This window comes from Bradyrhizobium sp. CCBAU 53338 (genome assembly GCF_015291665.1).
GTDB lineage: Bacteria > Pseudomonadota > Alphaproteobacteria > Rhizobiales > Xanthobacteraceae > Bradyrhizobium.
The window spans coordinates 6,607,501-6,634,044 of the sequence record NZ_CP030048.1 but is presented as its reverse complement, the minus strand read 5'-3'; the positions used below and the strand labels follow the sequence as shown (position 1 = coordinate 6,634,044).

Below are 26,544 nucleotides of genomic sequence, written 5' to 3'. Positions count from 1 at the left end.
GGCATCGTGAAGCGCGAGCCCGGGACCCATATTCCCAGGGAGAAGATGTTCGTGCGAAAGTCGTCACGCCGAGTTCCGATAACCACATCGGCCTGTGGTTATGGATCCCGGGCTCGCGCTTCGCGCGCCCCGGGACGACGTCGGAGCAAATGGGGCCTCATGCCTTCCCGTCGATCTCCGCGAACACCTCGCGCGCGATCCTAAAGCTGTCGACCGCGGCCGGCATGCCGCCATAGATCGCGACCTGCATCAGGATCTCGCGGATCTCGTCGCGGGTGACGCCGTTGGTCAGCGCGCCCTTCAGGTGTGCGCGGAACTCGTGCTGGCGGTTGAGGATCGCGATCATCGCGATGTTGAGCATGCTGCGGATCTTGCGCGGCAGCTCCTCGCGGCCCCACACCGTGCCCCAGCAATATTCGTTGAGCATCTCCTGGAACGGACGGTTGAAATCGTCGACGTTCTTCAGCGCGTTGTTGACGTAGGCCTCGCCCAGCACCGCTTTGCGGACTTCCAGGCCCTTGTCGTGCATCTTCTTGTCCATGGCGTTTCCTTGATTCCTCTCAGGATGGCGGCGCGGAAATTACGGGGTTGTGCGGGGGCAGTCACGTCCCCGTGTTATGCGGGAAAAGGGGTGTCTCCCGTACGGGAACGGATGCCTCAGTGCTGCCGTTGTGGTACGCTTCTCTCCACCGGGCAACCTGGAGAGTTGATTGAACGGCGTCACCCCCGACCCGTCAGACCCGATCCGTGATGGCGATGCCCTGTCGCGGTTGAAGCTGGCGCAGGCCCTCGAGCGGTCCACCTATGCCATCGCGTGGGAGCGTGCCTGGCCCGGCTTGGCGCGTGTTCTGACGGTCATTGGCCTGTTTCTGGTGGTGTCCTGGGCCGGTCTCTGGCTGGCGCTACCCTCCGTCGCGCGTGCCATCGGCCTCGCCATCTTCGCGGTCCTTGCGGCCGGTGCCCTGTTCCCGCTGTTTCGGTTTCGCTGGCCGGGCCGCGAAGAGGCGCTTGCCCGCCTCGACCGTGGTTCGGGCATCCGTCACCGCCCGGCCACGACCCTCACGGACACGCTGACGTCGCAGGACCCGGTCGCGCAGGCACTCTGGCAGGCACAGCGCGAGCGCACGCTGGCCTCGCTCAAGCGCATCCGCGCCGGTTTGCCGCACCCGCGCCTCGCCATCCACGACCCCTGGGCGCTGCGCGCGCTGGTCATGGTGATGCTGGTCGCGACCTTCTTTGCCGCGGGCGACGAGCGCGCGATGCGGCTGGCTGCGGCCTTCGACTGGAACGGCGTGCTGGCGCCCACCAATATCCGCGTCGATGCCTGGGTCACGCCGCCGCTCTACACCGGCAAGCCGCCGGTGATCCTGTCGGCCGCCAACAAGGAGGCTGCAGCACTTCCAGCCTCCGGCCCGCTCGCCGTTCCCGCCGGATCGACCCTGATCGTGCGCTCCTCCGGCGGCAGCCTGGACGTCGTTGTCTCCGGAGGCCTCAAGGAAGCTGAACCCAAGGAAGCGGCGCCCAAGGGCACCAGCGAAAAGCATTTCACCATCTCCGGCGACGGCACCGCGCATGTCCGCGCGCCCTCGGGCCAGCCGCAATGGGCTTTCGCGGCGACGCCGGACCGTCCGCCGACGATCGCGCTGGCCAAGGATCCGGAGCGCCAGGCGCGCGGCGCGCTGCAGCTCGTCTACAAGATCGAGGATGATTACGGCGTTACCGGCGCCGAAGCGCAGGTTGCCGCGCGCAGCAGTGACGCCGGCAAGGAAGCCGATGGCAAGACCGCGGTGCGGCCGCTGTTCCAGCCGCCGCAATTCCCGCTGGTGCTGCCGAATGCGCGCACCCGTAATGGCGTGGGCCAGACGGTGAAGGACCTCAGCGAGGATCCCTATGCCGGCGCCGATGTCACGCTGACGCTCACCGCCAAGGACGAGGCCGGCAACGAGGCGAAGAGCGAGCCGTTCAACATGCGCCTGCCCGAGCGGCTCTTCACCAAGCCCCTCGCACGCGCGCTGATCGAGCAGCGCCGCATCCTCGCGCTCGACGCCAACAGGAATTCCGACGTCTACACCGCGCTCGACGCGCTGATGATCGCGCCCGAACTGTTCATGCAGCAGACCGGGCAATATCTCGGCCTCTACAGCGTCACCCGCCAGCTCGAGGCGGCGCGCACCGACGATGCGCTGCGCGAGGTCGTGGCGAGCCTGTGGGCGCTCGCGGTGACGATCGAGGACGGCAACATCTCCGACGTCGAGAAGGCGCTGCGCGCGGCGCAGGACGCGCTGAAGCAGGCGCTGGACCGCGGTGCCAGCGACGAGGAGATCAAGAAGCTGACGCAGGATCTGCGGGCTGCGCTCGACAATTTCATGCGCCAGCTCGCCGAGCAGTTCCGCAACAACAAGGACGCACAAAATCTCGCGCGTCCGCTCGATCCGAACACGAAAATCCTGCGCCAGCAGGACCTGCAGAACATGATCGACCGCATGGAGCGCCTGTCGCGCTCCGGCGACAAGGATGCCGCCAAGCAATTGCTCGACCAGCTCCAGCAGATGCTGGAGGGCCTCCAGATGGCGCAGCCCGGACAGTCCGGCGAGAGCGACATGGAGCAGGCGCTCAACGAGCTCGGCGACATGATCCGCAAGCAGCAGCAATTGCGCGACAAGACCTACAAGCAGGGCCAGGACTCCCGGCGCGATCGCATGCGCGGCAAGCAGCAGCAGCAGGGTGACCAGTCCATGTCGGACCTGCAGCAGGACCAGCAGGCGCTGCGCGACCGCTTGAAGAAGCTCCAGGACGAAATGGCCAAGCGCGGCCTCTCGCAGAAGGGCCAGAAAGGTCAGCAGGGACAGAAGGGCCAGCAGGGGCAGCAGGCCGATCCCGGACAGGACGGCGATCAGGACGCCGACCAGGGTGATGACGACGGCGGGCTCGATTCCGCCGACAGCGCCATGGGCGATGCGGGTTCGAAGCTCGGCGATGGCAATGCCGACGGCGCAGTGGATGCCCAGGGCAAGGCGCTGGAGGCGATGCGCAAGGGTGCGCAGAAGATGGCCGAGGCGATGCAGCAGGGCGATGGCGACGGCCAGGGCGATGGCCCCGGTAATCGCGTGGGTCGTCAGCAGAGCGGCGGCAACCAGACCGACCCGCTTGGCCGTCCGCTGCATGGCCGTGAATTCGGCGACGATTACACGGTCAAGATTCCCGGCGAGATCGACGTCCAGCGCGTCCGCCGCATTCTCGAAGAGCTCCGCCGCCGCTTGAGCGACCCTTCGCGGCCGCAGATCGAGCTCGACTATATCGAGCGCCTGCTGAAGGATTTTTGAGAGCGGCCCACGACCAGCTCACCGTCATCGCCCGGCTTGACCGGGGCATGACAGCGGAATGCTCGGCTGGCGGCAGCGCTACCCCTTCTTCGCCGCCAGCGCATCCGCCACCGCTGTGCGGATATCCGCCACTGAAAACGGCTTGGTCACGACGTCATGCACCAGCGCATTCAGGTTCGACGCCCGCTCGCGCTGGTCGGCAAAGCCCGTCATCAGCAGGATGGTCAGCTGCGGAAAGTCACGCGCGGCCGAGAGCGCCAGCGCGATGCCGTCCATCACAGGCATCTGGATGTCGGTGAGCAACAGATCGAACGCGCCGTCCTCGCGTGTCAGGATCTCCAGCGCCTCGGCGCCGTCCTGTGCGGTGACGGTCTCGTGGCCGTCCATGGCGATGGCGCGCGCCACCAGTTGGCGCATCGAGTCCTCGTCATCGGCGATCAACACTTTTGGCATGAGACGATCCTTGGGACCAACCCCGCGCGGATTCCACAAAGCCTGATTATACGCTGCCGCCGGCAATGTCGCGCCGGTTGAAGAAGCGAACGTCGATATTGCGGCCTTCCGCAGGCGGCGAGGCCAGGCGCGAGCGGAAGAAGGCGCGCTCGCCGGGTTGCAGCACGGTCTGCTCCAGCACGGAATTCCAGGCGTAGATTTCGGCGCCCTGCGCGTCGCGCACGGCAAAGCGCAGGCGCGGAATATCGAGCGGCTTCTTGCCCTGGCCGACGATCACGCCCTCGATCACCAGCACCTGTTTACCGTCCACGGTCTCGGTCGAGAGCTTGACGTCCTTGAAGGAGAGCCCGCGCAGGTTCACCTCCAGCCCGACCATCTTGTAGAAGGCCGCGGTCTGCGGCAGCAGGCGGACCATGTCGCCGCGCCAGATCACCAGCGCCAGCACCAGCGCGCCCATGGCGGCGCAGGCGGTCGGCAGGCCGTAGTAGGATTTGCGCGGGGCGGCGGCAGGCTTCGGTCGGCTCACCCTGGCGCCGCGACGGCTGAACAGGTCGCGGAACCAGGACTGATGCTTGGCCCCGACGACTTCTTCTTCCGCTGCCCGGGCTGCCGCCGACCATTCGTCCTCGGATTCGGCGGCGTCCTCGTTCGGCCAGTCGCTGGCGATCGAGGGGCTCTCGACCACCGGCGTCTCGGCGGCGGCGTCATCCTTGGCGTAGGTGTTCCACTGCGCGGCGAGGTCGGACTGGTCGTCGGCCTGGCCGGTTGCGGCCATCGCGGGCAGGGCCGCCTCCTCGATGGCATCCTCCGGATGCGCCATCCAGGTTTCCTTGCAGCGGGAGCAGCGGACCGTCCGCCCATTGGCCCCAAGGCTCGCAAGCTTGATGGCGTAGGATGTCGTACAATGAGGGCAGACGATATGCATGGACGGCCTCGACGATGACCTTGTCGCGCGGAACCGGGCGCCGAAGGTACTCCCAAGAAGGGACTTCTAAGGATGCTCGCCGGGATGCTACAGGGCGACCGTTAACGAACCGGAAACCATAACGGTCGCACAACCCCTTGACCGCGTGCGGCGAAAACGGGCCGCCGTGCGGTCTACGTCCCCTCTCGAACGGAGCTGAGCTTGGTTCGGTTCGAAAATGTCGGATTACGCTATGGTCTGGGGCCCGAGATCCTGCGCGACCTCAGTTTCCAGATTCCGGCACATTCCTTCCAGTTCCTCACCGGCCCGTCCGGCGCCGGCAAGACGTCGCTGCTGCGCCTGTTGTTCCTGTCGCACCGGCCGACGCGTGGCCTCGTCAACCTGTTCGGCCACGACGTCTCGCAGCTCGGCAAGGACGAGATCGCCGACTTGCGCAAGCGCATCGGCATCGTGCTCCAGGATTTCCGTCTGCTCGATCACATGACGACCTACGAGAACGTGGCGCTGCCGTTCCGCGTCATGGGCCGCAGCGAATCGAGTTATCGCAAGGAGGTCATCGATCTCCTGCGCTGGGTCGGCCTCGGCGACCGCATGGATGCGTTGCCGCCGATCCTGTCGGGCGGCGAGAAGCAACGCGCGGCGATCGCGCGCGCGGTGATCTCGCGGCCGCAACTCCTGCTCGCGGACGAGCCGACCGGCAGCGTCGATCCGACGCTCGGACGGCGCTTGCTGCGGCTCTTCATCGAGCTCAACAAGTCAGGCACCGCCGTCATCATCGCAACCCACGACATCGCGCTGATGGACCAGTACGAAGCACGCCGCTTCGTTCTGCATCAGGGACGGCTGCACGTCTATGAGTAGGACCGACGAGCGCGGCGTATTGGTCGATCTCGGACAGGAGCGTCCGCCGCTGCCGGCCAGGGCGCGCAACCTGTCGCCGATCGTGCCGCGCGCCTCGATCCATGGCCGCGCGCTGGTTGCCGTCGTCGCCATCATGACCTTCCTCGCCTCGATGACGACCGGCACGGTGCTGCTGGTGAGCGCCTCGGCCGCGGAATGGCAGTCGGACGTCGCGAGCGAGATCACCATCCAGGTTCGCCCGCAATCGGGGCGCGACATCGAGCGCGATACGGCCGCCGTCACCGAGGCGGTACGCGCGCAGGCCGGCATCGTCGAGGTCAAGCCGTTCACCAAGGAGGAGAGCGGCAAGCTGCTCGAGCCCTGGCTCGGCACCGGGCTGTCGATGGACGATCTGCCGGTGCCGCGCATGATCATCGCGCGCGTGCAGCCGGGCACGGTGCTCGATCTCGGTGCGCTGCGTGCGCGTGTGACGCAAGTGGCGCCGAGCGCCAGCGTCGACGATCACCGCGCCTGGATCGAGCGGATGCGCTCGATGACGAATGCCACCGTTTTCGCCGGCATCGGCATCCTCGCGCTCGTCATCGTCGCGACCATCATCTCGGTCTCCTTCGCAACCCGCGGCGCGATGGCGGCGAACCGCCCGATCGTCGAAGTCCTGCATTTCGTCGGCGCCGGCGACCGCTACATCGCCAATCATTTCCTGCGGCATTTCCTCAGGCTCGGCCTCGAAGGCGGCGTCATCGGCGGCGGCGTCGCGATGCTGCTGTTCGGCTTCTCCGAGTCGATCGCCGGCTGGTTCTCGGGCACTCCTGTCGGGGATCAGTTCGCGGCCCTGCTCGGCACCTTCTCGCTGCGGCCATCAGGCTATGTCGTGCTCGCGGTGCAGGCCGTCCTGATCGGCGCGATCACCGCGGTCGCCTCGCGCCAGACGCTGTTCGCGACATTGAACGACGTGGATTGAGCCCGATAAACCGGACTCCACTTCGCCTCAAAACGTCTTAAAATCATCCGGGGAAGGGATCACCGACTTACATGACCTCGCCGACCGACGATCGATCGCCGAAACTGCCGCGCGGCTGGCTCCACGCGACCGTCGTGTCGGCGATCGCGTTCGCCTTTGTCGGCGCGGCAGCGGGTTTCGTCGCGTTCCTGTCGCAATTGCGCGGTGCCGAGGTCGCCCCTGGCCGCAAAGCCGACGGCATCGTCGTGCTGACCGGGGGCTCTTCGCGGGTGTCCGATGCGATGGAGCTGCTGGCGGCCGGCTACGGCAGGCGGCTTCTGATATCGGGCGTGCATCCGACCTCGACGGCGAGCGACATCTCCCGGACCCTGCCGGAGAATCAATCCTTCATGACCTGCTGCGTCGATCTCGACCGCACGGCGCTCACGACCCGCGGCAACGCGGCGGAGGCGCGTCGCTGGGCCGAGGCGCGCGGCTTCAAGTCGCTGATCGTGGTCACATCGAACTATCACATGCCCCGCGCGCTGGTGGAATTCTCGCATGCGATGCCGCAGACCACGCTGATCCCGTTCGCCGTGGTCGGCGACAAATGGCGCGAGGAGCCGTGGTGGACTTCGGCCTCGACCCTGCGTCTGCTGTTGTCCGAATATGTCAAGTACACCGCGGCCGAGCTCAGGGTCCGGCTGGAGGATTTCGGGATTGACCTTTCCCCCGAGATGTCGGAGCAGCCTGCTGGACCGCAATCCAGGCGGCCCGCCACCGCGCAGGCCAATTGACCGGCAAATCCAACGGATCGTCGATGTTCCTGATTTTCTTGCGCTCACTCGTCTTCAACGTGCTGTTCTACACCGTGCTGGTGTGTCTCGCGATCGTGGCGCTGCCGACCTTTGCGCTGCCGCCGCGCGCGATGCTGACGGTTGCCGGATGGTGGGCGAAGGCGACGCTTGTCCTGATGCGCGTGGTCTGCAACATCAAGGTGGAATTCCGCGGCGTCGAGAAGATCCCGGAGGGACCGCTGGTGATCGTGGCGAAGCACCAGTCGTTCTGGGAGACCTTCGTGCTGCCGGGCTTTTTCCATCGCCCGATCTTCATCCTCAAGCGCCAGCTCATGCAGATCCCGGTGTTCGGCCAGTTCCTGGTCAAGACCGGGATGATCGCGATCGACCGCAATGCCGGTGTGAAGGCGTTGCTGGACATGACGCGGCGTGCGCGCGAGGCGGTGCGCGCAGACGGCCAGCTCGTCATCTTTCCGGAAGGCACGCGACGCGCACCGGGGGCGCCGCCGGACTACAAGACCGGTTTTGCGCAAATCTATTCGTCCTGCGGCGTGCAGTGCCTGCCGATCGCGCTCAATTCCGGCCTGTTCTGGCCGCGCCGCACGTTCATGCGCTATCCCGGCACCCTCGTAGTCGAATTCCTCGATCCGCTGCCGCCGGGGCTGCCCAAGGATCAGTTTCTCACGCGCGTGCAGACCGTGATCGAGGACGCGACCAGCCGTCTCGTCGAGGCGGGCCGGAAGGAGCAGGAGCAGCTGATCGGCTCCGCGCCGAGTTACGCGCCGTCGGAGACCTAGCGGCTTTCGTGATCGTCCGCAGGAGCCGGCGGATGAGGATCGCCATGCAGCATCCTCGCGAGCTGATGCAGCTGCGTGTCGCGAAAGCCTTCGGCTTCGATCGCCTTCACGGTTGCGGTGACATAGTCGCGGTTGGCGCCGGACTGGCCATGGCCCTGGAGCACATGACGGTGCTGGTCGGCGAGCGAGAGGCGGCCGGCATATTGGACATGGCCACGGTCGACGACATAGGCGAGCGCCGAGACGCGCTCACGCGCTTCGTTCTCCAGCCACACCGAGCGCATCACCTCGCGGTAGACCGACGTCACCTGCTCGCGCTCCCGCAGATAGGCGACCACGTCGGCGCGGCTCTTTTCAGCGACGCGGAAGGCGATGCCGCGGCAGGCGCCGCCGCGATCGAGTCCCAGCACCAGGCCCGGCTGCTCGGGCGTGCCGCGATGCACGAAGGAATAGACGCAGAGCGCGCGGTGCTCGCCGACCAGCCGCGCCGGAACGCGCTCCTCGAATTCGAAGCCCGGCCGCCACATCAGGGAGCCGTAGCCGAACACCCAGAGGTCGCCCTTGGCTGTCGTGACGGAGGGGAGGGTGATTTCCGACATTTCGGGCACGGCTAGCAGAACCGCCGCGCCAAGCGAAGTGAATTCTCCGCCTTTTGCCGCAGGCCCGTCTCGCTTACATTTGACAAAATCTGGGGCCAAAGGGTCGCCGCATGTCCGATACGACCATTGCCGCAGGCCGGCGCTCCCGTTGGGGGCTATTCATTGCTCCCGTCCTCCTCCTGATCCTCGCAGTCGCCTGGAGCGGCTTCTGGTTCTATGCGGCCTCCCAAGCTGGCGTCGCCGCCGACGCCTGGCGTGCGCAGGAGGCCAAGGCCGGCCGCATCTACGACTGCGCCAAGCGTTCGGTCGCGGGCTTCCCGTTCCGCTTCGAGATCCAGTGCTCCGGCGCCAGCGTCGCCCTGGTCTCGCAGAATGCGAGCAAGACGCCGTTCACGGCCAAGCTCGACAACATCCTCGTCGTGGGACAGATCTACGATCCCAAGCACGTCATCGCCGAGTTTTCCGCGCCGGCAACCCTGGTCGACGGCGTCACGCAGAACACGTTCGTCGTGAACTGGAGCAAGGGCCGCAGCAGCGTGATCGGCCTGCCGGCGGTGCCGGAGCGCGCCTCCATCGTGTTCGACGATCCCAGCCTCGACAGGCTCGATGGCTCGGTGCAGGTGCCGCTTGCGCGCGCCAAGCGGATCGAACTGCACGGACGCATCGCCGAGGGATCGCCAGCCGATCATCCCGTGATCGAGACCGTGCTCCAGGTCTCGCAAGGCAGCATCCAGGGCGTTCATCCCCTGCTCGCCGAGCCGTTCGAGGCCGACACGCGCGCGAAGATCACCGGCCTCTCCGACTTCACGCCGAAGCCCTGGCCGCAGCGCTTCCGCGAGATCCAGGCCGCCGGCGGTCATATCGAGATCGTGCAGTCGCGGATCCAGCAGGGCGAGATGATCGCGGTCGCGGCCGGTACGCTCGGCCTCTCGGCCAGTGGCCGACTGGATGGCGAATTGCAGATGACGGTGACCGGCCTCGAGCGGGTCATCCCGGCGCTCGGCATCGAGAAGATGCTGGAGGAGGGCGTGCCACAGGCGACGCTCGATCGCGTCGCGCCCGGCGTGAAGTCGCAGGACCTCAACAACCTCTTCGGTGCGCTCGACCGTGCCGTGCCCGGTCTCGGCAAGGTCATCAAGCAGAACGCCAATGCCGGGATTGCCGCCGGCATCAACGCGATCGGCACCGAGAGCACGCTCGAGGGCAGGAAGGCCCGTACCTTCCCGCTGAAATTCGCCGACGGCGCCGTGCTGCTCGGCCCGTTCAAGGTCGGCCAGATTCCGCCGCTGTATTGATCCGCTGCTAGCTCTATTTCTTGTCGAGCTGCCCGTGCTGGCGGCCGAAGTCGGGTGCGGCCGAATCCTGGCCGATCTCGACGATGCCGCGGCGGATGGCACGGGTGCGCGTGAAATGGTCGAACAGCGCCTCGCCGTCGCCGCGACGGATCGCGCGAGTGAGCTTGGCGAGATCCTCGGTGAAGGTGCCGAGCATCTCCAGCACGGCGTCCTTGTTGGCGAGAAACACGTCGCGCCACATCGTCGGGTCGGAGGCCGCGATGCGGGTGAAGTCGCGGAAGCCGCCAGCCGAGAACTTGATGACTTCGGACTCCGTCACCTGCTGCAGCTCGTCGGCGGTGCCGACGATGGTGTAGGCGATCAGATGCGGCAGATGGCTGGTGATGGCGAGCACGAGATCATGATGATCCGGCGTCATCACCTCGACCTTGGCGCCCATCGCCGCCCAGAACGCGCGAAGATGCGCGGTGGCCTCAGCGTCGGTGCCTTCGGGCGGCGTGAGAATGCACCACCGGTTGATGAAGAGCTCGGCGAAGCCGGAGTCAGGTCCCGAATGCTCGGTGCCCGCGACAGGGTGCGCCGGCACGAAATGAACGTTCTTCGGCAGATGCGGCGCCATGTCCTTGACCACCGCGCCCTTGACCGAGCCGACGTCGGAGATGATCGCGCCGGGCTTCAGATGCGCGGCGATCTCCTGCGCCACCGGGCCGCAGGCGCCGACGGGAATGCAGAGGATGACGAGATCGGCATCCTCCACCGCTTCCGCATTGGTCGCGACGACCTTGTCGACGATGCCGAGCTCGAGCACGCGCGCGCGCGTCTTCTCCGAGCGCGCGGTGGTGACGATCTCGCCGGCCAGGCCTTGGAGCTTCGCAGCGCGCGCGATCGAGCCGCCGATCAGACCGAAGCCGATCAGGGCGACGCGCTGGAAGTGCGGGTTCACGCTCATTTGCCGGCCATGAAGTCGCGCAGGGCCTCGACGACCAGGCGGTTGGCCTCCTCGGTGCCGATGGTCATGCGCAGCTGGTGGTGCAGGCCATAGTTCTTCAACGCGCGCAGCACCAGGCCGCGCTTGGTGAGATAGGCGTCCGCCGCGTCCGAAGTCTTGCCGGTCTCCGGGAAGTGGATCAGCACGAAGTTGGCGACGCCGGGCGTCACCTTCAGCCCGAGCCTGGTGATCTCCTCGCCGAGCCAGTTGCGCCAGGTCTCGGTGAACTGCTTCGACATCGCCTGGTGCGCGGTGTCCTCGATCGCGGCGACCGCGGCGTACATCGCCGGCGTCGACACGTTGAAGGGACCGCGGATGCGGTTGACCGCGTCGATGATGTGCTCGGGGCCGAACATCCAGCCGATGCGCAGCGCGGCGAGGCCGTGGATCTTGGAGAAGGTGTGCGTCACCACGGTGTTCTCGGTGGTGGCGACCAGCTCGATCCCCATCTCGTAATCGTTGCGCGAGACGTAGTCGCAATAGGCGGCGTCCAGCACCAGCAGTACGTGTGACGGCAGTCCGGCGCGCAGGCGCTTGACCTCGTCGAACGGGATATAGGTGCCGGTCGGATTGTTGGGATTGGCGAGCCAGACCAGCTTCGTCTTCGGCGTCACGGCTTTCAGGATCGCGTCGACGTCGCAGGTCAGGTTCTTCTCGGCCGCAACCACGTTCCTGGCGCCGACCGCCATGGTCGCGATCGGGTAGACCAGGAAGCCGTGCGTGGTCGAGATCGCCTCGTCGCCGTGGCTGAGATAGGTATGGGCGAGCAGGTTGAGGATCTCGTCCGAGCCCGCGCCGCAGATGATGCGGTTGGGATCGAGCCCGTAGTGGCGCCCGATCGCCTCGCGCAGCACGCGCGAGGTTCCTTCCGGATAGTCCTCCAGATGATCCGCGACGCGCTTGAAGGCCTCGATCGCCTTGGGCGAGGGTCCGAACGGCGTCTCGTTGGCCGAGAGCTTGAACACCTTGCGGCCCGGCTCCGGCACCGGGGTCTTGCCGGGCGTGTAGGGCGCAATATCGAGAATGCCGGGATTCGGCACGGGGCGGGACATCTTCAACTCCGGAGTAACTTCAGCGGTTCGCGATCTACGATTTCGGCCCGGTCGGGGGCACCGTATAGCGCGTTGCGTGGCTGCCGACGAGAGCCGTGGACCGCACCGAGGCCCCCGCTTCGATCAGGGCAGCCCTGATCCTGTCGATGCTGGTGGCTGACGTGACCGAGACCAGCAGCGCCGCGCCGTCGAAGGCGGTATCGGGCACCGCCACGATGTCGGCGAGCGGCGACAGCGCCCGCGCGACTTCGGCGTTCCACCCGGAGACGCGCACGCTGAAGGTCTCGACCTCCGTCACCACGGCGCTGTCGGCGACGCGCGAGATCGCGAACACGGGCAGTGCCGCCGGATGATCGGCGCGTTCGACGAAGGGCATGCGCGCGATGATCTTCGGCGCGCCGTCCGCTTCCAGCTCCAGCCACCATGGCGTGCGGCTCGATGTCGCCGACACCAGCGCCAGGTCGCCCTTGGATTTCGCCACCGCCTCGACCGCGGCCTGCGCGCTGAAATGCGCGACGTAAGGAACCGTGAAGCCGAAATGGAAGCGCACGGAATCGCGCATCGCCGGCTCGCTCACCGAGATGTCGGCATGCACGGAGAACGGCGCCTGGACATAGGTGAAGGTCGAGATGATGACGCGCCAGATGCTCTCGACCGTGTCGAGCGGCAGGATGCCGCGATGGCGCTGCACGATGTCGCGCATCATCGAGGCCTCGCGCGCCGGGCGGAACGCCGAGCCGACCTCCTGGGTCTGCTTCACCTGGATCAGGCGGTCGATGATGTCGCCGCGCTGCATCAGCAGGCGATGCATGGCCTCGTCGATCGCGTCGATCTCCTTGCGCAATTCCTGGAGCGATGGTGGCGCGGGCGGACGTTGGGACATATTTGACGGGCTGTTGTGAGGCTGAGGTCGAGGTTCTGATTAGGCAGGATGGGCCGCGAAAGCAAAGAGAAATGACGGCCTGCCGCGCGGCCCATCGAGAGCCGATTTTGGCTAATCCGGACCGCGACTTGACGAAATCGGCTCAAGCCGGTAGGTTTTTGCCCGTTCCGTGGTCATTTGAGCCGGCCGGCTTGCAGCCACGTTAAAAAACTCGCTAAACAGGCCGGGGACGCTTCCGATCCCGGCCGAACCTATCGTTCAGGCCGGGTTTTTCATGGCCTGATGTCAGTGGCGATCTGAAGTCCGATCGCAAACGAGGTCGATGGTCAGAGATGGTTGGCGTCAAGTCGATTCCAAGTCCCGCGATCAGTGCCGATGAACGGTCGCACGAGGTGGATCACCCGAGCTCACTGCTCGCGCATTTCGGCGCCGACCAGCCGCTGCGGCTCGATTGCGGCGTCGATCTCACCCCGTTCCAGATCGCCTACAAGACCTATGGCGAGCTCAATGCCGATCGCACCAACGCGGTGCTGATCTGCCATGCGCTGACCGGCGACCAGCACGTCGCCAATGTCCATCCGGTCACCGGCAAGCCGGGCTGGTGGGAGACGCTTGTCGGCCCCGGCCGGCCGCTCGATCCAGCCAAGTACTTCATCATCTGCTCCAACGTGATCGGCGGCTGCATGGGCTCGACCGGCCCGGCTTCGATCAATCCCGCGACCGGCAAGGTGTGGGGCCTCGATTTCCCCGTCATCACGATCCCCGACATGGTGCGCGCGCAGGCGATGCTGATCGACCGGCTCGGCATCGACACGCTGTTCGCCGTCGTCGGCGGCTCGATGGGCGGCATGCAGGTGCTGCAATGGACCGCGGCGTACCCCAAGCGCGTCTACTCCGCGCTGGCGATCGCCTGTTCGACGCGGCACTCCGCGCAGAACATCGCCTTCCACGAGCTCGGCCGCCAGGCCGTGATGGCCGATCCCGACTGGCACAATGGCGCCTATGCCGATCAGGGCATCCATCCGCATCGCGGCCTCGCGGTCGCGCGCATGGCCGCGCACATCACCTATCTCTCGGACGCGGCGCTGCACCGCAAGTTCGGCCGCCGCATGCAGGACCGCGAACTGCCGACCTTCTCGTTCGACGCCGACTTCCAGGTCGAGTCCTATCTGCGTTATCAGGGCTCATCCTTCGTCGAACGCTTCGACGCCAATTCCTATCTCTATCTGACCCGCGCGATGGACTATTTCGACATCGCTGCCGACCATGGCGGCGTGCTGGCGAAGGCGTTCGCGGGGATCGAGACCCGCTTCTGCGTGGTCTCCTTCACCAGCGACTGGCTGTTTCCGACTTCGGAATCGCGCGCGCTGGTGCATGCGCTCAACGCATCGAGCGCGCGGGTGTCGTTCGCCGAGATCGAGACCGATCGCGGCCACGATGCCTTCCTGCTCGACGTGCCCGAATTCTTCGACATCTCGCGCGCCTTCCTGCAATCGGCCGGCAAGGCGCGCGGGCTCACCTCCAAGGACGGCTAGCGATGTCTGTACAGGAAGTGCTGCCGCTCAACGGGCTGGCCTCCGAGCAGTCCGGCCCATTTCGCACCGACCATCTGCTGGTCGCCGAGATGGTCAAGCCGGGCTCGAAGGTGCTCGACGTCGGTTGCGGCGAAGGTGATCTGCTTCAGCTGCTGGAGACCCGCGGCATCGACGGGCGCGGCATCGAGCTGTCGCGCGAGGGCGTCAACCGCTGCGTGGCAAAGGGCCTCGCGGTGGTGCAGGGCGACGCCGACACTGACCTCGTCAATTACCCTGACGATGCCTTCGACTACGTGATCCTGTCGCAAACGCTGCAGGCAACGCGTCAGCCGAAGGTCGTGCTGGAAAACCTCCTGCGCATCGGTCGGCGCGCCATCGTGTCGTTCCCCAATTTCGGCTTCTGGCGGATGCGCCTCCAGCTCCTGATCGGCGGCCACATGCCGCGCACGGAGAATCTGCCGGCGAGCTGGTACGACACCGCCAACATCCATTTCTGCACCATCAAGGATTTCGTCGAGCTCTGCGACGCGATCGGCGTCAAGATGGAGCGTGCCGAGGCGCTCGACCTCTACGGCCGCCCGCTGCGTTTGCGCCTGCCATGGTGGGTGTGGAATCTGTTCGGCGAGCAGGGCGTGTTCCTGCTGAGCCGCGGGCAGGGGGAGTGATGCCGTAGGCGTCATTCCGGGGCGATGCGAAGCATCGAACCCGGAATCCATCGTGCTTCAGCGCCTGCCGTTCAATGGATTCCGGGCCTGCGCCTTCGGCGCATCCCGGAATGACGATCAGTGCGCCGCCAGCGATCGCGGATCACGCACCGGCAACCGTCCCGCTTCCACCAGCGTCACGAACCGCTCCACGCTCTCGTTGAACAGCGCAGGCTCTTCGAGATTGAGCACATGACCTGATTTCGGAAACATCGCGAGCCCTGCCGCAGGCAGATGCTTCTTCAGGAACAGGCTCGCTCCGATGCACGGATCGTCTTCGTCGCCGCAGATGATCAGCGCCGGCGTGGCCACCTTCGCAACCGCGTCCGTCATGGTGTAGATCGACGGCCGCCCGCCCTGAAAGCCGCGCATCGTGTTGGCCGATCCCCTGGAATCGTGCCGCGCCAGCGCGGCATAGAAATCGGCGTGGCCGCGCGGGTCCTTCACCAGGAAGGGAATCCGGCTCGGCGCCTCGCGCGTGACCTTTGCGACTTCGGCTGAGCCCAGCGTCTCGAACTGCTCGGCATTGGCGCGGCACTGTTTGCGCCATGCCTCGAGATTGTCGAGCTCCGAGCCGGAGCCGACACCGGCGAGCGTCATCGACAGCGCGCGTTGCGGCGCGTTCAATCCGATCTGGAGCGAGGAGTAGGCGCCCATCGACAGGCCGACGAGATGCGCGCGTTCGATCCCGAGATGATCGAGCACGGCGAGCGCATCGGTGTAGAAGTGCGTGTAGGTGTAGACATCACCATCGGGTACGTCGGACGGCGTGTAGCCGCGCGCGGAATAGGTGATGCAACGGTGGCCGCGCGAGAAGTAGCGCATCTGCGGCTCCCAATTGGTGTAGTCGGCCGCGAATTCGTGAAGAAAAATGATCGGCGTTCCCTGGCCGGCTTCCTCGAAATAGATGCGGACGTCGTCCTTCGTCATGGCGTGGGGCATTAACTGTTTCCCTCTCTTCAAGCCGTGACGTCAGGATCGCAGTTAATGCTGATGTCCGCAATGAGGCAGCTTCGAACCAGCATTGCCGCAGAATCATCGCAGCTATTCGCCGGCGCGGCGTCTTTTTCTCGCCACATCGGACGGCTTAACGGCCCTATCGATGTTGGCCAATGCACGGGCCAACTTGGCAGGTTCACTTGGGAAGTGGGGGTGTCAACGAAGGATGAAGAATGTTTGAGTTGTTTGCGTTCCGCCTGTCGCGTTGTGTTGTCGCGCTGGCGTTGTTCTTCGCGGCGGTTGCCGCGTTCGTTTCTCCGGCCTCGGCGCGGCCGCATCATCGTCATAGCGCAGAGCGGCACGCTTACGTGCATCACGCCAGACATCGACATCATCATTATCGCCACCATGCCCGCAGCTCGCGCTTCGAGCGCAGCGCGGCCGCTTTGCGGGCGAGTGGATTCGCCAACACGCAGGCCAGCTATGATCCGAACGCCAATGCCGGCGCGGGCATGAGCGGCGGTTTCGGAGGTGGATCTGGCCTCGTCTCCGAGGCGCGTCGTTATCTCGGCGGCAATCCCACGGGGCGCGGCAGCCTGTGGTGCGCGCGCTTCATGAACATGGTGCTTCAGAAGACCGGTCATCAGGGCACCGGCTCCGACATGGCGAGCTCGTTCGCGCATTACGGCACGCGCGTCTCCGGTCCGCAGGTCGGCGCCATCGCGGTGATGTCGCGCGGCCGCCGCGGCGGTCATGTCGGCATCATCACCGGCATCGACGCGCAGGGCAATCCGATCATGATTTCCGGCAACAACGGCAACCGCGTTCGCGAGGCCCCGATCTCGCGCGGCCGGATCTATGCGTATGTGATGCCGAACTGAGGTTTCACCCCGTCAGTGCAGCGAAGCGAAGCAATCCGGAGTCCCTCCGCGGGCGCAGTCCGGATTGCTTCGTCGCAACAACTCCTTGCAATGACGGAATACGTGGAGACGACGTTGGCTCACACCAGCTTCGGCTCTTCCACCGCCACCGTATCCCCCACCCCGATCTCGCCGTCGGCCACCACCTCGGCATAGATGCCGCAGTCCATGTGGCCGAGATGGCGCGAGAGCGTCGGCGGGATCTCGAGATCGCGCTTTGCCGTCACCGGGTCCACATTCGTGGCTGGGCAGCGGACGATGCGCTTGATCACTTTCAGCCGGGCCTGCCCGATCGCGAGCGTCTGGCCGACGAGGTCGAGCTCGGACCAGGCCGGCCAGCCCTCGAGGTAAAGATTGCCGCGGAAGCGCAGGGGATTGACGGCCGCGCCGCCGAGCATGGTCTCGATGGCGCGGACGCTCTCGATGTTGATGATGGACACGACCTTGCGGGCGACGTCGGAGAAGCTGTGGCCGCGGCCTGACAGCACTTTTGGCGGGCCTTTCAGTTCCGGCTGAAAGTTTTCGGTGAAATAGCCCTCGATGGCCGCGCGCCCGGCCGCGGTCTCCAGATCGCCGCTGGCGACGATCTCGCCGTCCTTGCGGATGGTCAGGCGGTTGGTCGCGTCCTCGAAACGGCTGTCGAGAGAGGCGAGCCGCTCGTTGCGGGCCAGCATCAGGAACTGGATTTTCGGTTTCCACTCCGGAGCCTCCGGGTCAAAATCGCTGGGGCCATTCTCTATGGCGTAGCGGCGGTCGGCGGGGAGGGTTTGGCCGGTCCGCAGGGAAACCCGGGGCAGCGGTTCCGGCGTCAGGCCCTTGATCGGGTAACGGTAAAGGCCGGTAATTTCGGCGGTCTGGCTGGCTGTCTTGTCGCTCAAATTCATGGGCCTACTTAGGAGATTCTGACCGCGCTCGCCAAGCAGGCCGGTCAGTGCACGAAATTGTGAACTCGCCTCTTCCGATCCGAGGGCACGCTTCCCACATCTGGGGCAGGCCGGCGCCAGCGCCGGCTGATAACGACCGCTGTTGGTTGAGCAACGTCAACGCGACAAGTGGAAACCCAATGAAGATGCCGTTTGGGGTGCCTTAGAGGGCCCCAGGGGCAGGCCGAGGGAAAGAAAAGCCATGAATATCGACAAATATACCGAACGCTCCAGGGGCTTCGTCCAGTCCGCGCAGTCGCTTGCGGTCCGCGAGGGGCATCAGCAATTTTCGACGCTGCACGTCCTGAAAGTGCTGCTGGACGACAATGAGGGGCTGGCTGCCGGTCTGATCGACCGTGCCGGCGGCAACTCCCGCGCAATTCTGAAGGCGACCGAGGACGCCCTGAACAAGGTGCCGAAGGTGTCTGGCGGCGGTGCCGGCCAGATCTATCTGGCGCCCGAGCTCGCGCGCACTTTCGATGCAGCCGAAAAGGCCGGTGAGAAGGCCGGCGACAGCTTTGTCACCGTCGAGCGGCTTCTGCTCGGCCTCACGCTGGAGAAGACCAGCGAGGCTGGCGCGATCCTCGCCAAGGGCGGTGTCACGCCGCAAAATCTCAACGCGGCCATCGAGGCGCTGCGCAAGGGCCGCACCGCGGATTCCGCGACGGCCGAGAACGCCTACGACGCGCTGAAGAAATATGCCCGCGACCTGACCCAGGCTGCGCGCGATGGCAAGCTCGACCCGGTCATCGGCCGCGACGAGGAGATCCGCCGTACGATCCAGGTGCTGTCGCGCCGGACCAAGAACAATCCCGTCCTGATCGGCGAGCCCGGCGTCGGCAAGACCGCCATCGCCGAAGGCCTCGCGCTGCGCATCGTCAACGGCGACGTGCCTGAAAGTCTCATGGACAAGAAGCTGCTCTCGCTCGATCTGGGCGCGCTGATTGCCGGTGCAAAATACCGCGGCGAGTTCGAGGAGCGGCTGAAGGCCGTGCTCCAGGAAGTCACCGCGAGCGACGGCAATTTCATCCTGTTCATCGACGAGATGCACACGCTGATCGGCGCGGGCAAGGGCGACGGCGCGATGGACGCGTCCAACCTGCTCAAGCCGGCGCTCGCCCGCGGCGAGCTGCATTGCATCGGTGCGACCACGCTCGACGAGTATCAGAAGCACGTCGAGAAGGATGCGGCGCTGGCACGGCGCTTCCAGCCGATCTTCGTCAGCGAGCCCTCGGTCGAGGACACGATCTCGATCCTGCGCGGCCTGAAGGACAAGTACGAGCAGCACCATGGCGTGCGGATCACCGATTCCGCGCTCGTTGCGGCCACAACCCTGTCCAACCGCTACATCACCGACCGCTTCCTGCCCGACAAGGCGATCGACCTCATGGACGAGGCGGCCGCGCGGCTGAAGATGCAGGTCGATTCCAAGCCGGAAGAGCTGGATTCGCTCGACCGCGAGATCATCCGGCTCAAGATCGAGCAGGAAGCTCTCAAGAAGGAAAGCGATCTCGGCTCCAAGTCCCGTCTCGAATCTCTCCAGAAAGAGCTCGCCGAGCTCGAAGAGAAGTCTGCGGCACTGACGGCACGCTGGAGCGCGGAGAAGAACAAGCTCTCCAACGCCCAGAAGCTGAAGTCGGAACTCGACGCCCTGCGCGTCGATCTGGCCGACGCGCAGCGGCGCGGCGAATTCCAGAAGGCGGGTGAGCTGGCCTATGGCCGGATCCCGCAGCTCGAGAAGCAGCTCGCCGACATCGAGGCGCGTGAAGGCTCCGGCGAGATGATGGAGGAGGCGGTGACCGCCAACCACATCGCGCAAGTGGTCTCGCGCTGGACCGGCGTGCCGGTCGACAAGATGCTGGAGGGCGAGAAAGAGAAGCTCCTGAAGATGGAGGAGCAGCTCGGACAGCGCGTCGTCGGCCAGGCCGAGGCCGTGCGCGCGGTCGCAACCGCCGTGCGCCGTTCGCGCGCAGGCCTGCAGGACCCGCACCGGCCGACCGGCTCGTTCATGTTCCTGGGGCCCACCGGCGTCGGCAAGACCGAGCTGACCAAGGCGCTCGCCGAGTACCTCTTCAACGACGAGACCGCGATGGTCCGTCTCGACATGTCCGAGTACATGGAGAAGCATTCGGTCTCGCGGCTGATCGGCGCGCCTCCGGGCTATGTCGGCTACGATGAGGGCGGTGCGCTCACCGAAGCGGTGCGGCGCCGGCCTTACCAGGTCGTGCTGTTCGACGAGATCGAGAAGGCGCATCCTGACGTCTTCAACGTCCTGTTGCAGGTGCTCGACGACGGCCGCCTGACCGATGGTCAGGGCCGCACCGTCGATTTCCGCAACACGCTGATCATCATGACCTCGAACCTCGGTTCGGAATTCCTGGTGAATCAACCCGAGGGCGAAGACACTTCGGCTGTGCGTGACCAGGTGATGGGAATGGTACGGGGACATTTCCGCCCCGAGTTCCTGAACCGTGTCGACGAGATCATCCTGTTCCACCGCTTGCAGCGGAGCGAGATGGGTCGGATCGTCGAGATCCAGTTCGCGCGATTGCAGAAGCTGCTGACCGATCGCAAGATCGTGCTGACGCTCGATGCTGCTGGCCGCGACTGGCTCGCTGCCAAGGGCTGGGATCCCGCCTATGGCGCCCGGCCGTTGAAGCGGGTGATCCAGCGTTACCTGCAGGATCCGCTCGCCGAGATGATCCTGGCCGGCGACGTCAGGGATGGCGACAGCGTCGCGATCTCGTCCGAAGGCAACGTGCTGACCTTCAACGGCAAGGCGCCGCAGACCGCGGAGATCGCCCAGTTCGAGGCGCCGGTGTCGAAGCGCAAGCTGAACTGAGCGCCGGACTCGAGGCAAAACGAAAACGCCTCGGAGAGGTTGTCTCTCCGGGGCGTTTCTCGAAATCGTCCGGTCTGAAAGCTAGCGGTTGCTGACCTGAAGTGACCCGCCGGTCGCGTCCGACATGCGTGCGATGGCGCCGTTGCGGCCGCTCATCATGGCGTCGAGGCGGTCGCGTTCCTTCTCGAAGCTGGCGAGCATCGGACCCTCGAGCGAACGGCCGCGCGGCAGTTTCACGCGCATCGGGTCGACGAAGCGGCCGTTGACGAGGATTTCGTAGTGGACGTGCGGGCCGGTCGACTGGCCGGTCGAGCCGACGAAGCCGATGACCTGGCCCTGCCGCACCTTCTTGCCCGGCTCCATGCCCTTGGCGAAGGCCGACATGTGGCCGTAGGCCGTCTCGTAGCCGTTGTTGTGCTTGATGCGGACGTATTTGCCGTAGCCGCCTTCGAGCTGGGCCTTCTCGATCACGCCGTTGCCGGCGGCGAAAATCGGCGTGCCGTAGGCGGTGGCCCAATCGACGCCGGTGTGCATCTTCACATAGCCGAGGATCGGATGGCGGCGACTGCCGAAGCCGGAGCGCATGATGGCGGTGTTGACCGGCTTGCGGACCAGGAACTTCTTCGCGCTCTTGCCGGTCTCGTCGTAATAGTCGACGACGCCGTCGTCGGAGCTCTGGAAACGATAGTATTTCTTGGTCTCGCCACCCAGCGTCAGAGAGGCGAACAGCACCTCGTTCTTCTCGCTCGAAGTCACGCCTTCGTCTTCGCCGGCGTAGAAAACGTCGAAGGAATCGCCCGGCTGCACCTTGCGCTGGAAATCGACATCGTAGGAGTAGATCTTGATCATGTCGTCGATGACGGGCATCGGCACTTTGTTGCGCATCGCGGTCTCGTAGATGCTCTGGTAGAGCCGCACGCCGCTGCCGTCATCGTCTTCATCGTCGTCGCTGCTGGCGTTGGCCGTGGCGTCGGCGACGGTGTTCATGCTGGAAACGTCGACCGCGACGTATTTGCCGAGATCGGACAGCGCCGCGATCGCTTCGACCACGGTGTCGTTGGCGACCACGACGCGGTAGGGCTGCAGGCGTGCGCCGGGGCTTGCGGGCGCCATCAGGATGCGAAGCTTTTCGCCTTCCTTCAGGCCGCCGTCGCGGCCACGGGGGCCGAGCGTCGCAGCGATCGCCTTGATCTCGTCGGGCGTGGCGCCGAGATCGCGCAGCACCGAGCCGACGCTGTCGCCCTTCTTGACGACATGGACGCGCTCGCCCGTGGGATTGCCACCGGTGATCTGCTCCTTGGTCTTCGGGAGCAGCGTGACGTTCTCCGGCACCACGCGCGTCTCGAAACCGGCATAGGGATCGGACGACGACGCTTCGGCGGCGTAGGCCATCTTCATGTCAGACGGGCCGGCCGCGCCGGAGACGTCGGCGGTGGCATTGGCGAGCGAGGCGTAGCGCACCCCGCCATTGCCGCGCCAATTGGCGGCATCGCGCACCCGCATCAGGATGTCGTCGAGCGCCACCACTGCGGCGATCCTGGCCTTCGGCAACACCGGCGAGAGATCCTTGGTGACGAAGGAAACCTCGGCGTCGGGCTCGACGGCTTCAGGATTGTTCGGATCGTCGGCAGCGGTTTTGGGATCGGAGCCGACGTCGGTGAGCAGACGCTGCGCGTTGAACGGCGGAATCTTCGCCGATAGATCGCTCGTCGTCATCGACAGATTGCCGGCGATCCGGATGAAGGGGCGCACGCGCATCACGTCGCGGTTGCCGACGCGGGCGACCGTCGAGACGCGCACGATATTACGCGACGCCGTGGAGTCACTCGGCGGCGGCAAGCGGTCGCTCTTGTGCAGCGTGGCGGTGCGATCGGCGGCGCCGAAGGCCCCGCGCAGCGCGCCCTCGACCCGCTCCGGCACCTTGGCGAAGGTCAATTCGCCGTCGAGAGATGCGAAAACGGCGCCGCCGATCAGGGCTGCGCCGCAGAGTCCGGTCAGAATTGTACCGCTGAACCATTGCACCGAGACGCGACGGCGATCGATGACGGCAGCTTCCGAACCATCGACGGACAGCGGCGGCTCGTGGCCGAGATCGATGATCCCGGTCTCACGCCCGTAAGCGCCGCGTGACGTCCTCTGGTTCAACCCAAGTCCCCCAATCAACGACCCGGAACCCTCGCTTCGAGCTCTTCCCGGTTGCCCTCTTGCAGGGGCATCGCTGGAAGAGTCTTGATCGCACAGGTGCTCGCGCTCAGTAGGCCCCGGATGAGGCCCGGCCGAAATTACGAACAGCAAGGCAGGTGAAGGTCTCTCGATGTCTTTCGAATGTCCGAAGAAGGCCGCGTCATCGTCAGATCGCCTTCTCTGAACCCCATGAAAATCGCCGGCAGCCCCCACTGGCATCCCTGCGATTCAAGCTTGTGTCATACCAGAACGCCGCGGGATTGTGGCTCTAGTACGGCGCCCGGTATGGAAAAAGTTTCCTTAACGGCCGGGTGCAGGAGCCCTGGGCCATGGGGCGCCCGAGGCCGCTCCCGATACCTCTCAGGAGCCCCTCAGGAGCTCCCTCGGGCCCAAACTTTTTTTCAGATTTTTTACCGGACAGATCCGCTTCGCTCGCTCCCCGCCTCTCTAATAGGCTGGAATCGCTAGCTTTTTTACAACAATCCACTGTGCGACGATTTGTTGACGATTGGCGTTGACAGCCCGGAAGGTGGGGCCTATAACCCCAACCACTGAGCGCGGCGCCGCCGGGTCACTGACCAAGGCGAGCGAACGCGCCACTGATGCTCCTCACCTTGTTGAGTGACACAACAGCCGACGCAATCGGTTGGAGTCATTCGACGTCGGTAAGGGTGTCGGAACCCTTCCACTCCGGAAGGTTGGGGCCTCCACGGTCCCGGGCTGTTTGACAAGTGAAGATGAAGAAAGAGAAACGTGGACGGCGGAGTCCTTGCGGGTCTCGCTTCTGAAAAGCTTCGGCTTTTCTGATCGAGACCGGACGAAAGACTTCGGCGGTACACGTTTCAAAGGAAACACCATCGTTGCCAGCGATGTGAATCGCAGGCAGCACATCGACTTCGGTCGATAATGGTGGGACCTCGTCAAACGTTGTGATCAGCCGGTTCAAAGTTCAAGTCCAACTTGAGAGTTTGATCCTGGCTCAGAGCGAACGCTGGCGGCAGGCTTAACACATGCAAGTCGAGCGGGCGTAGCAATACGTCAGCGGCAGACGGGTGAGTAACGCGTGGGAACGTACCTTTTGGTTCGGAACAACACAGGGAAACTTGTGCTAATACCGGATAAGCCCTTACGGGGAAAGATTTATCGCCGAAAGATCGGCCCGCGTCTGATTAGCTAGTTGGTAGGGTAATGGCCTACCAAGGCGACGATCAGTAGCTGGTCTGAGAGGATGATCAGCCACATTGGGACTGAGACACGGCCCAAACTCCTACGGGAGGCAGCAGTGGGGAATATTGGACAATGGGGGCAACCCTGATCCAGCCATGCCGCGTGAGTGATGAAGGCCCTAGGGTTGTAAAGCTCTTTTGTGCGGGAAGATAATGACGGTACCGCAAGAATAAGCCCCGGCTAACTTCGTGCCAGCAGCCGCGGTAATACGAAGGGGGCTAGCGTTGCTCGGAATCACTGGGCGTAAAGGGTGCGTAGGCGGGTTTTTAAGTCAGGGGTGAAATCCTGGAGCTCAACTCCAGAACTGCCTTTGATACTGAAGATCTTGAGTCCGGGAGAGGTGAGTGGAACTGCGAGTGTAGAGGTGAAATTCGTAGATATTCGCAAGAACACCAGTGGCGAAGGCGGCTCACTGGCCCGGTACTGACGCTGAGGCACGAAAGCGTGGGGAGCAAACAGGATTAGATACCCTGGTAGTCCACGCCGTAAACGATGAATGCCAGCCGTTAGTGGGTTTACTCACTAGTGGCGCAGCTAACGCTTTAAGCATTCCGCCTGGGGAGTACGGTCGCAAGATTAAAACTCAAAGGAATTGACGGGGGCCCGCACAAGCGGTGGAGCATGTGGTTTAATTCGACGCAACGCGCAGAACCTTACCAGCCCTTGACATGTCCAGGACCGGTCGCAGAGATGTGACCCTCTCTTCGGAGCCTGGAACACAGGTGCTGCATGGCTGTCGTCAGCTCGTGTCGTGAGATGTTGGGTTAAGTCCCGCAACGAGCGCAACCCCCGTCCTTAGTTGCTACCATTTAGTTGAGCACTCTAAGGAGACTGCCGGTGATAAGCCGCGAGGAAGGTGGGGATGACGTCAAGTCCTCATGGCCCTTACGGGCTGGGCTACACACGTGCTACAATGGCGGTGACAATGGGATGCTAAGGGGCGACCCTTCGCAAATCTCAAAAAGCCGTCTCAGTTCGGATTGGGCTCTGCAACTCGAGCCCATGAAGTTGGAATCGCTAGTAATCGTGGATCAGCACGCCACGGTGAATACGTTCCCGGGCCTTGTACACACCGCCCGTCACACCATGGGAGTTGGTTTTACCTGAAGACGGTGCGCTAACCGCAAGGAGGCAGCCGGCCACGGTAGGGTCAGCGACTGGGGTGAAGTCGTAACAAGGTAGCCGTAGGGGAACCTGCGGCTGGATCACCTCCTTTCTAAGGATGGCTCTTCAGAAGCTTGCTTCTATCGAGCTGTTTTAGAAACATCAGGGGCCAACAGATCGCCAGATCGTTGAGCTCCATTGGCGGGATTTCGCCGTCTACGTTTCTCTTTCTTCGCGGACGAACACGCGCTGGGCCTGCATGTGCAGGGTCCCTGGTCCTTAACCGGATATGCGTTAGGGGCTTGTAGCTCAGTTGGTTAGAGCGCGCGCTTGATAAGCGTGAGGTCGGAAGTTCAAGTCTTCCCAGGCCCACCACACTCATCGAGTGAGCATTCGTCTTCTGGTTACGGGGCCATAGCTCAGCTGGGAGAGCGCGTGCTTTGCAAGCATGAGGTCGTCGGTTCGATCCCGTCTGGCTCCACCAGATGGTTTGATCACCGAGATCGTGCACCGTCGTCCGCGAAACATCACTTCGCATCCTGCTAGTCTGGATAGACAGCAAGATGCGTGTTTTCTGACATCGTAAAGAGGAGATCGATCCGAGTTGGGTCGTGCAGCAGATTGTTGTGCGAATCCTTCATTATCTCCGGATCATTTTCGGCGCTCGCGTCCGACCGCAAGGTTGGCCCGCGAGTTGTAAATGATCCTTTTAGCGAAGCTTGACCGCCTCGCTATCGGAACGATCTTACGAAGCAAGCTGGTCTTTCTAGTCAATGTCCGGCTGCAGATAGCGTTCATCGAGGGCGCGTGCCGCAAGGCAATTCTGCAGACAACATTCTGCCGAGTGTGTGGACATTGATAATGAGAGCAATCAAGTGCCTTAAGGGTGTTCGGTGGATGCCTTGGCGCTGAGAGGCGATGAAGGACGTGCTACGCTGCGATAAGCTATGGGGAGCTGCGAAGAAGCTTTGATCCATAGATTTCCGAATGGGGAAACCCACCTTCGATAGCCGGAACTCCAAGACCTTGTGTCTTGGTGTTCGACCAGAAATGATCGGGACCATGACCGCGAGGTTTTGGATTTCCGGTTATCAAGAGAAGGTATGAGACTTCTGAATACATAGGAGGTTTCAAGCAAACCCAGGGAACTGAAACATCTAAGTACCTGGAGGAAAGGACATCAACAGAGACTCCGTTAGTAGTGGCGAGCGAACGCGGACCAGGCCAGTGATACATCAAAGACAATCGGAACC

Annotated in this window: 21 protein-coding genes, 2 tRNA genes, 2 rRNA genes and 1 riboswitch (1 of these 26 only partly in view); of the genes, 14 read left to right on the top strand and 11 right to left on the bottom strand. The window is 64.3% G+C overall.

All coding sequences use genetic code 11. The annotated features are described in order from the left end of the window. Positions 1-157: 157 nt before the first annotated feature. Complete coding sequence (locus XH90_RS31135) at positions 158-541, bottom strand: carboxymuconolactone decarboxylase family protein (protein WP_194478060.1); 384 nt, start codon at positions 539-541, stop codon at positions 158-160. A gap of 169 nt (positions 542-710) precedes the next feature. Between XH90_RS31135 and XH90_RS31130 the strand changes: the two genes are divergently transcribed. Then, positions 711-3,323: a TIGR02302 family protein gene (locus tag XH90_RS31130; RefSeq protein WP_194478059.1), complete on the top strand. Its 2,613-nt coding sequence runs from the start codon at positions 711-713 to the stop codon at positions 3,321-3,323. A 78-nt stretch (positions 3,324-3,401) separates the two neighbouring features. Here XH90_RS31130 and XH90_RS31125 read toward each other — a convergent pair whose 3' ends face one another. Both XH90_RS31125 and XH90_RS31120 read right to left on the bottom strand, forming a co-directional pair. Then, positions 3,402-3,776: a response regulator gene (locus XH90_RS31125; protein ID WP_027530607.1), complete on the bottom strand. Its 375-nt coding sequence runs from the start codon at positions 3,774-3,776 to the stop codon at positions 3,402-3,404. Positions 3,777-3,822: 46 nt separating this feature from the next. Continuing rightward, the gene (locus XH90_RS31120; RefSeq protein WP_194478058.1) at positions 3,823-4,701 is read right to left on the bottom strand and encodes an MJ0042-type zinc finger domain-containing protein; all 879 of its coding nucleotides are present in this window, start codon (positions 4,699-4,701) and stop codon (positions 3,823-3,825) included. A 201-nt stretch (positions 4,702-4,902) separates the two neighbouring features. On the opposite strand from XH90_RS31120, the gene ftsE reads away from it, so the two are divergent. The 4 genes from ftsE to XH90_RS31100 all read left to right on the top strand — a co-directional run bounded on the left by ftsE (position 4,903) and on the right by XH90_RS31100 (position 8,096). After that, a complete protein-coding gene (gene ftsE, locus XH90_RS31115) occupies positions 4,903-5,562 on the top strand; it encodes a cell division ATP-binding protein FtsE (protein ID WP_092288863.1) in 660 nt (219 codons plus the stop codon). After that, positions 5,555-6,523, top strand: coding sequence for an ABC transporter permease (locus tag XH90_RS31110; RefSeq protein ID WP_194478057.1), 969 nt, complete (start codon positions 5,555-5,557; stop codon positions 6,521-6,523). The genes ftsE and XH90_RS31110 overlap by 8 nt, the downstream gene beginning before the upstream one ends. Positions 6,524-6,594: 71 nt before the next feature. Beyond that, positions 6,595-7,299: a YdcF family protein gene (locus XH90_RS31105; RefSeq protein WP_194478056.1), complete on the top strand. Its 705-nt coding sequence runs from the start codon at positions 6,595-6,597 to the stop codon at positions 7,297-7,299. Between the two features lie 23 nt (positions 7,300-7,322). Continuing rightward, on the top strand, positions 7,323-8,096 hold the full coding sequence (locus XH90_RS31100) for a 1-acyl-sn-glycerol-3-phosphate acyltransferase (protein WP_194478055.1): 774 nt from the start codon (positions 7,323-7,325) through the stop codon (positions 8,094-8,096). Here XH90_RS31100 and XH90_RS31095 read toward each other — a convergent pair. After that, complete coding sequence (locus tag XH90_RS31095; protein ID WP_194478054.1) at positions 8,093-8,695, bottom strand: gamma-glutamylcyclotransferase; 603 nt, start codon at positions 8,693-8,695, stop codon at positions 8,093-8,095. The genes XH90_RS31100 and XH90_RS31095 overlap by 4 nt on opposite strands. Positions 8,696-8,805: 110 nt before the next feature. Here XH90_RS31095 and XH90_RS31090 point away from each other — a divergent pair, with 110 nt between their 5' ends. Next, positions 8,806-9,990 carry a DUF2125 domain-containing protein gene (locus XH90_RS31090; protein ID WP_194478053.1) on the top strand — a complete coding sequence of 395 codons (1,185 nt, stop codon included), beginning with the start codon at positions 8,806-8,808 and terminating at the stop codon, positions 9,988-9,990. Positions 9,991-10,003: 13 nt separating this feature from the next. On the opposite strand, the gene XH90_RS31085 is transcribed toward XH90_RS31090, so the two are convergent. The 3 genes from XH90_RS31085 to XH90_RS31075 are packed head-to-tail and all read right to left on the bottom strand — an operon-like array spanning position 10,004 to position 12,913. After that, positions 10,004-10,939 (bottom strand): prephenate/arogenate dehydrogenase family protein, encoded by a 936-nt coding sequence (locus XH90_RS31085; RefSeq protein ID WP_194478052.1) that lies wholly within the window; start codon positions 10,937-10,939, stop codon positions 10,004-10,006. Next, positions 10,936-12,030 (bottom strand): histidinol-phosphate transaminase, encoded by a 1,095-nt coding sequence (gene hisC / locus XH90_RS31080; RefSeq protein ID WP_194478051.1) that lies wholly within the window; start codon positions 12,028-12,030, stop codon positions 10,936-10,938. The genes XH90_RS31085 and hisC overlap by 4 nt, the downstream gene beginning before the upstream one ends. Before the next feature lie 34 nt (positions 12,031-12,064). After that, positions 12,065-12,913 carry a chorismate mutase gene (locus XH90_RS31075; RefSeq protein ID WP_194478050.1) on the bottom strand — a complete coding sequence of 283 codons (849 nt, stop codon included), beginning with the start codon at positions 12,911-12,913 and terminating at the stop codon, positions 12,065-12,067. A gap of 159 nt (positions 12,914-13,072) precedes the next feature. Then, positions 13,073-13,152: riboswitch (SAM riboswitch) on the top strand. A gap of 93 nt (positions 13,153-13,245) precedes the next feature. On the opposite strand from XH90_RS31075, the gene XH90_RS31070 reads away from it, so the two are divergent. Together XH90_RS31070 and metW are read left to right on the top strand one after the other, a co-directional pair. Beyond that, positions 13,246-14,448, top strand: coding sequence for a homoserine O-acetyltransferase (locus tag XH90_RS31070; RefSeq protein ID WP_194478049.1), 1,203 nt, complete (start codon positions 13,246-13,248; stop codon positions 14,446-14,448). 2 nt (positions 14,449-14,450) lie between these two features. Beyond that, positions 14,451-15,113: a methionine biosynthesis protein MetW gene (gene metW / locus XH90_RS31065; RefSeq protein ID WP_194478048.1), complete on the top strand. Its 663-nt coding sequence runs from the start codon at positions 14,451-14,453 to the stop codon at positions 15,111-15,113. A 117-nt stretch (positions 15,114-15,230) separates the two neighbouring features. On the opposite strand, the gene XH90_RS31060 is transcribed toward metW, so the two are convergent. After that, positions 15,231-16,094 (bottom strand): alpha/beta fold hydrolase, encoded by an 864-nt coding sequence (locus XH90_RS31060; RefSeq protein ID WP_194478047.1) that lies wholly within the window; start codon positions 16,092-16,094, stop codon positions 15,231-15,233. Between the two features lie 230 nt (positions 16,095-16,324). On the opposite strand from XH90_RS31060, the gene XH90_RS31055 reads away from it, so the two are divergent. Further along, a complete protein-coding gene (locus tag XH90_RS31055; protein WP_194478046.1) occupies positions 16,325-16,972 on the top strand; it encodes a TIGR02594 family protein in 648 nt (215 codons plus the stop codon). Positions 16,973-17,091: 119 nt separating this feature from the next. Here the strand turns inward: XH90_RS31055 and XH90_RS31050 are convergent, their stop codons facing one another. Beyond that, positions 17,092-17,895, bottom strand: a complete 804-nt coding sequence (locus XH90_RS31050; protein ID WP_194478045.1) for an MOSC domain-containing protein — start codon at positions 17,893-17,895, stop codon at positions 17,092-17,094. 241 nt (positions 17,896-18,136) lie between these two features. Here XH90_RS31050 and clpB point away from each other — a divergent pair, with 241 nt between their 5' ends. Beyond that, the gene (gene clpB / locus XH90_RS31045) at positions 18,137-20,776 is read left to right on the top strand and encodes an ATP-dependent chaperone ClpB (RefSeq protein ID WP_194478044.1); all 2,640 of its coding nucleotides are present in this window, start codon (positions 18,137-18,139) and stop codon (positions 20,774-20,776) included. A gap of 81 nt (positions 20,777-20,857) precedes the next feature. On the opposite strand, the gene XH90_RS31040 is transcribed toward clpB, so the two are convergent. Together XH90_RS31040 and XH90_RS31035 are read right to left on the bottom strand one after the other, a co-directional pair. Further along, complete coding sequence (locus XH90_RS31040) at positions 20,858-22,921, bottom strand: M23 family metallopeptidase (RefSeq protein WP_194478043.1); 2,064 nt, start codon at positions 22,919-22,921, stop codon at positions 20,858-20,860. Positions 22,922-23,612: 691 nt separating this feature from the next. Beyond that, on the bottom strand, positions 23,613-23,906 hold the full coding sequence (locus tag XH90_RS31035) for a hypothetical protein (RefSeq protein WP_143270136.1): 294 nt from the start codon (positions 23,904-23,906) through the stop codon (positions 23,613-23,615). Between the two features lie 10 nt (positions 23,907-23,916). On the opposite strand from XH90_RS31035, the gene XH90_RS31030 reads away from it, so the two are divergent. From XH90_RS31030 to XH90_RS31015, 4 genes are all read left to right on the top strand, one after another. Then, positions 23,917-25,403 (top strand): 16S ribosomal RNA (locus XH90_RS31030). Positions 25,404-25,589: 186 nt separating this feature from the next. Beyond that, a tRNA-Ile gene (locus XH90_RS31025) sits at positions 25,590-25,666 on the top strand. 33 nt (positions 25,667-25,699) lie between these two features. After that, a tRNA-Ala gene (locus XH90_RS31020) sits at positions 25,700-25,775 on the top strand. 385 nt (positions 25,776-26,160) lie between these two features. Further along, positions 26,161-26,544: ribosomal RNA gene (locus tag XH90_RS31015) — 23S ribosomal RNA — on the top strand; it runs 2,462 nt beyond the window's last position. Together the 16S and 23S rRNA genes with 2 tRNA genes alongside form the textbook arrangement of a ribosomal RNA operon.

What these genes read in the sequence shown, in the direction of transcription:
- XH90_RS31105 (WP_194478056.1), top strand. Translation starts at nt 6,595, where the DNA reads ATGACCTCGCCGACCGACGATCGATCGCCGAAACTGCCGCGCGGCTGG.
- XH90_RS31110 (WP_194478057.1), top strand. Translation starts at nt 5,555, where the DNA reads ATGAGTAGGACCGACGAGCGCGGCGTATTGGTCGATCTCGGACAGGAG.
- XH90_RS31055 (WP_194478046.1), top strand. Translation starts at nt 16,325, where the DNA reads ATGTTTGAGTTGTTTGCGTTCCGCCTGTCGCGTTGTGTTGTCGCGCTG.
- XH90_RS31075 (WP_194478050.1), bottom strand. Translation starts at nt 12,913, where the DNA reads ATGTCCCAACGTCCGCCCGCGCCACCATCGCTCCAGGAATTGCGCAAG.
- XH90_RS31100 (WP_194478055.1), top strand. Translation starts at nt 7,323, where the DNA reads ATGTTCCTGATTTTCTTGCGCTCACTCGTCTTCAACGTGCTGTTCTAC.
- hisC (WP_194478051.1), bottom strand. Translation starts at nt 12,030, where the DNA reads ATGTCCCGCCCCGTGCCGAATCCCGGCATTCTCGATATTGCGCCCTAC.
- XH90_RS31095 (WP_194478054.1), bottom strand. Translation starts at nt 8,695, where the DNA reads ATGTCGGAAATCACCCTCCCCTCCGTCACGACAGCCAAGGGCGACCTC.
- XH90_RS31060 (WP_194478047.1), bottom strand. Translation starts at nt 16,094, where the DNA reads ATGCCCCACGCCATGACGAAGGACGACGTCCGCATCTATTTCGAGGAA.
- XH90_RS31090 (WP_194478053.1), top strand. Translation starts at nt 8,806, where the DNA reads ATGTCCGATACGACCATTGCCGCAGGCCGGCGCTCCCGTTGGGGGCTA.
- XH90_RS31050 (WP_194478045.1), bottom strand. Translation starts at nt 17,895, where the DNA reads ATGAATTTGAGCGACAAGACAGCCAGCCAGACCGCCGAAATTACCGGC.
- clpB (WP_194478044.1), top strand. Translation starts at nt 18,137, where the DNA reads ATGAATATCGACAAATATACCGAACGCTCCAGGGGCTTCGTCCAGTCC.
- XH90_RS31120 (WP_194478058.1), bottom strand. Translation starts at nt 4,701, where the DNA reads ATGCATATCGTCTGCCCTCATTGTACGACATCCTACGCCATCAAGCTT.
- XH90_RS31070 (WP_194478049.1), top strand. Translation starts at nt 13,246, where the DNA reads ATGGTTGGCGTCAAGTCGATTCCAAGTCCCGCGATCAGTGCCGATGAA.
- XH90_RS31135 (WP_194478060.1), bottom strand. Translation starts at nt 541, where the DNA reads ATGGACAAGAAGATGCACGACAAGGGCCTGGAAGTCCGCAAAGCGGTG.
- XH90_RS31085 (WP_194478052.1), bottom strand. Translation starts at nt 10,939, where the DNA reads ATGAGCGTGAACCCGCACTTCCAGCGCGTCGCCCTGATCGGCTTCGGT.
- metW (WP_194478048.1), top strand. Translation starts at nt 14,451, where the DNA reads ATGTCTGTACAGGAAGTGCTGCCGCTCAACGGGCTGGCCTCCGAGCAG.
- XH90_RS31125 (WP_027530607.1), bottom strand. Translation starts at nt 3,776, where the DNA reads ATGCCAAAAGTGTTGATCGCCGATGACGAGGACTCGATGCGCCAACTG.